General features: G+C 51.3%; 3 rRNA genes. All 3 read left to right on the forward strand.

The features are described 5' to 3' along the window. Positions 1-246: 246 nt before the first annotated feature. The 3 genes from PPA02S_RS22300 to rrf all read left to right on the forward strand — a co-directional run bounded on the left by PPA02S_RS22300 (position 247) and on the right by rrf (position 5201). A 16S ribosomal RNA gene (locus tag PPA02S_RS22300) occupies positions 247-1783 on the forward strand. A gap of 278 nt (positions 1784-2061) precedes the next feature. Beyond that, positions 2062-4954: ribosomal RNA gene (locus PPA02S_RS22305) — 23S ribosomal RNA — on the forward strand. A 131-nt stretch (positions 4955-5085) separates the two neighbouring features. Beyond that, a 5S ribosomal RNA gene (gene rrf, locus PPA02S_RS22310) occupies positions 5086-5201 on the forward strand. The 16S, 23S and 5S rRNA genes sit together here, the layout of an rRNA operon. The last annotated feature ends 2 nt before the right edge of the window (positions 5202-5203 follow it).

Here is a 5203-nt window from a genome sequence, read left to right on the forward strand (position 1 = left end):
AAAAACTTCAAAATAAACGCTTGACAGCAAATGAGGAAAGCGTAGAATGCGCGCCTCGGTTGAGACGAAACACTCTTAGCCAAACGCTCTTTAACAAATCGAATCAAGCAATTCGTGTGGGTGCTTGTGAGTACGGACTGATAGTCACAAAGATTATCAGCATCACAAGTGGCCATGCGAGAAATCACATAGTCATTTGAGATTGCTGAGCCAAGTTTAGGGTTTCTTAAAAACCCAAGCAGTATTGAACTGAAGAGTTTGATCATGGCTCAGATTGAACGCTGGCGGCAGGCCTAACACATGCAAGTCGAGCGGATGACGGGAGCTTGCTCCTTGATTCAGCGGCGGACGGGTGAGTAATGCCTAGGAATCTGCCTGGTAGTGGGGGACAACGTTTCGAAAGGAACGCTAATACCGCATACGTCCTACGGGAGAAAGCAGGGGACCTTCGGGCCTTGCGCTATCAGATGAGCCTAGGTCGGATTAGCTTGTTGGTGAGGTAATGGCTCACCAAGGCGACGATCCGTAACTGGTCTGAGAGGATGATCAGTCACACTGGAACTGAGACACGGTCCAGACTCCTACGGGAGGCAGCAGTGGGGAATATTGGACAATGGGCGAAAGCCTGATCCAGCCATGCCGCGTGTGTGAAGAAGGTCTTCGGATTGTAAAGCACTTTAAGTTGGGAGGAAGGGTTGTAGATTAATACTCTGCAATTTTGACGTTACCGACAGAATAAGCACCGGCTAACTCTGTGCCAGCAGCCGCGGTAATACAGAGGGTGCAAGCGTTAATCGGAATTACTGGGCGTAAAGCGCGCGTAGGTGGTTTGTTAAGTTGGATGTGAAAGCCCCGGGCTCAACCTGGGAACTGCATCCAAAACTGGCAAGCTAGAGTACGGTAGAGGGTGGTGGAATTTCCTGTGTAGCGGTGAAATGCGTAGATATAGGAAGGAACACCAGTGGCGAAGGCGACCACCTGGACTGATACTGACACTGAGGTGCGAAAGCGTGGGGAGCAAACAGGATTAGATACCCTGGTAGTCCACGCCGTAAACGATGTCAACTAGCCGTTGGAATCCTTGAGATTTTAGTGGCGCAGCTAACGCATTAAGTTGACCGCCTGGGGAGTACGGCCGCAAGGTTAAAACTCAAATGAATTGACGGGGGCCCGCACAAGCGGTGGAGCATGTGGTTTAATTCGAAGCAACGCGAAGAACCTTACCAGGCCTTGACATGCAGAGAACTTTCCAGAGATGGATTGGTGCCTTCGGGAACTCTGACACAGGTGCTGCATGGCTGTCGTCAGCTCGTGTCGTGAGATGTTGGGTTAAGTCCCGTAACGAGCGCAACCCTTGTCCTTAGTTACCAGCACGTTATGGTGGGCACTCTAAGGAGACTGCCGGTGACAAACCGGAGGAAGGTGGGGATGACGTCAAGTCATCATGGCCCTTACGGCCTGGGCTACACACGTGCTACAATGGTCGGTACAGAGGGTTGCCAAGCCGCGAGGTGGAGCTAATCTCACAAAACCGATCGTAGTCCGGATCGCAGTCTGCAACTCGACTGCGTGAAGTCGGAATCGCTAGTAATCGCGAATCAGAATGTCGCGGTGAATACGTTCCCGGGCCTTGTACACACCGCCCGTCACACCATGGGAGTGGGTTGCACCAGAAGTAGCTAGTCTAACCTTCGGGAGGACGGTTACCACGGTGTGATTCATGACTGGGGTGAAGTCGTAACAAGGTAGCCGTAGGGGAACCTGCGGCTGGATCACCTCCTTAATCGACGACATCAGCCTGCTGATGAGCTCCCACACGAATTGCTTGATTCATTTGCTGATGAGAACTCAGAAATGAGCATTCCCTGTGAATGTTGATTTCTGGCTTTTGTCAGACCGTTCTTTAAAAATTCGGATATGTGATAGATATAGACTGACATGCACTTTCACTGGTGTGTGATCAGGCTAAGGTAAAATTTGTGAGTTCTGCGCGAAAGCGCAACATGCGAATTTTCGGCGAATGTCGTCTTCACAGTATAACCAGATTGCTTGGGGTTATATGGTCAAGTGAAGAAGCGCATACGGTGGATGCCTTGGCAGTCAGAGGCGATGAAAGACGTGGTAGCCTGCGAAAAGCTTTGGGGAGTCGGCAAACAGACTGTGATCCAGAGATCTCTGAATGGGGGAACCCAGCCAGCACAAGCTGGTTATCTTGTACTGAATACATAGGTGCAAGAGGCGAACCAGGGGAACTGAAACATCTAAGTACCCTGAGGAAAAGAAATCAACCGAGATTCCCTTAGTAGTGGCGAGCGAACGGGGACCAGCCCTTAAGTTGATTTGAGATTAGTGGAACGCTCTGGAAAGTGCGGCCATAGTGGGTGATAGCCCCGTACACGAAAATCTCTTGTCAATGAAATCGAGTAGGACGGAGCACGAGAAACTTTGTCTGAATATGGGGGGACCATCCTCCAAGGCTAAATACTACTGACTGACCGATAGTGAACCAGTACCGTGAGGGAAAGGCGAAAAGAACCCCGGAGAGGGGAGTGAAATAGAACCTGAAACCGTATGCGTACAAGCAGTGGGAGCCTACTTTGTTAGGTGACTGCGTACCTTTTGTATAATGGGTCAGCGACTTATATTCAGTGGCGAGCTTAACCGAATAGGGGAGGCGTAGCGAAAGCGAGTCTTAATAGGGCGTTTAGTCGCTGGGTATAGACCCGAAACCGGGCGATCTATCCATGGGCAGGTTGAAGGTTAGGTAACACTGACTGGAGGACCGAACCGACTACCGTTGAAAAGTTAGCGGATGACCTGTGGATCGGAGTGAAAGGCTAATCAAGCTCGGAGATAGCTGGTTCTCCTCGAAAGCTATTTAGGTAGCGCCTCATGTATCACTGTAGGGGGTAGAGCACTGTTTCGGCTAGGGGGTCATCCCGACTTACCAAACCGATGCAAACTCCGAATACCTACAAGTGCCGAGCATGGGAGACACACGGCGGGTGCTAACGTCCGTCGTGAAAAGGGAAACAACCCAGACCGTCAGCTAAGGTCCCAAAGTCATGGTTAAGTGGGAAACGATGTGGGAAGGCTTAGACAGCTAGGAGGTTGGCTTAGAAGCAGCCACCCTTTAAAGAAAGCGTAATAGCTCACTAGTCGAGTCGGCCTGCGCGGAAGATGTAACGGGGCTCAAACCATGCACCGAAGCTACGGGTATCACCATTAGGTGATGCGGTAGAGGAGCGTTCTGTAAGCCTGTGAAGGTGAGTTGAGAAGCTTGCTGGAGGTATCAGAAGTGCGAATGCTGACATGAGTAACGACAATGCGAGTGAAAAACTCGCACGCCGAAAGACCAAGGTTTCCTGCGCAACGTTAATCGACGCAGGGTTAGTCGGTCCCTAAGGCGAGGCTGAAAAGCGTAGTCGATGGAAAACAGGTTAATATTCCTGTACTTCCAGTTATTGCGATGGAGGGACGGAGAAGGTTAGGCCAGCCTGGCGTTGGTTGTCCAGGTTTAAGGTGGTAGGCTGAAATCTTAGGCAAATCCGGGATTTCAAGGCCGAGAGCTGATGACGAGTTGCCTTTAGGCGACGAAGTGGTTGATACCATGCTTCCAAGAAAAGCTCCTAAGCTTCAGATAACTGGGAACCGTACCCCAAACCGACACAGGTGGTTAGGTAGAGAATACCAAGGCGCTTGAGAGAACTCGGGTGAAGGAACTAGGCAAAATGGCACCGTAACTTCGGGAGAAGGTGCGCCGGCGAAGGTGAAGGACTTGCTCCGTAAGCTTATGCCGGTCGAAGATACCAGGCCGCTGCGACTGTTTATTAAAAACACAGCACTCTGCAAACACGAAAGTGGACGTATAGGGTGTGACGCCTGCCCGGTGCCGGAAGGTTAATTGATGGGGTTAGCGCAAGCGAAGCTCTTGATCGAAGCCCCGGTAAACGGCGGCCGTAACTATAACGGTCCTAAGGTAGCGAAATTCCTTGTCGGGTAAGTTCCGACCTGCACGAATGGCGTAACGATGGCGGCGCTGTCTCCACCCGAGACTCAGTGAAATTGAAATCGCTGTGAAGATGCAGTGTATCCGCGGCTAGACGGAAAGACCCCGTGAACCTTTACTATAGCTTTGCACTGGACTTTGAATTTGCTTGTGTAGGATAGGTGGGAGGCTTTGAAGTGGGGACGCCAGTTCTCATGGAGCCATCCTTGAAATACCACCCTGGCAACTTTGAGGTTCTAACTCAGGTCCGTCATCCGGATCGAGGACAGTGTATGGTGGGTAGTTTGACTGGGGCGGTCTCCTCCCAAAGAGTAACGGAGGAGTACGAAGGTGCGCTCAGACCGGTCGGAAATCGGTCGTAGAGTATAAAGGCAAAAGCGCGCTTGACTGCGAGACACACACGTCGAGCAGGTACGAAAGTAGGTCTTAGTGATCCGGTGGTTCTGTATGGAAGGGCCATCGCTCAACGGATAAAAGGTACTCCGGGGATAACAGGCTGATACCGCCCAAGAGTTCATATCGACGGCGGTGTTTGGCACCTCGATGTCGGCTCATCACATCCTGGGGCTGAAGCCGGTCCCAAGGGTATGGCTGTTCGCCATTTAAAGTGGTACGCGAGCTGGGTTTAGAACGTCGTGAGACAGTTCGGTCCCTATCTGCCGTGGACGTTTGAGATTTGAGAGGGGCTGCTCCTAGTACGAGAGGACCGGAGTGGACGAACCTCTGGTGTTCCGGTTGTCACGCCAGTGGCATTGCCGGGTAGCTATGTTCGGAAGAGATAACCGCTGAAAGCATCTAAGCGGGAAACTTGCCTCAAGATGAGATCTCACTGGGATCTTGAATCCCCTAAAGGGCCGTCGAAGACTACGACGTTGATAGGTTGGGTGTGTAAGCGCTGTGAGGCGTTGAGCTAACCAATACTAATTGCCCGTGAGGCTTGACCATATAACACCCAAGCAATTTGCTTAAGCAGATTGCGGTGGTGAAGACGCTACGAACCGAAAGTTCGCGATTCACAAACATCACATATCCGGATTCGCTGGAGTGTCTATCAAGACCTTCTGGCAACAGAATTTCTTGACGACCATAGAGCATTGGAACCACCTGATCCCATCCCGAACTCAGTAGTGAAACGATGCATCGCCGATGGTAGTGTGGGGTTTCCCCATGTGAGAGTAGGTCATCGTCAAGATT

The organism is Pseudomonas parafulva NBRC 16636 = DSM 17004 (assembly GCF_000730645.1).
GTDB lineage: Bacteria > Pseudomonadota > Gammaproteobacteria > Pseudomonadales > Pseudomonadaceae > Aquipseudomonas > Aquipseudomonas parafulva.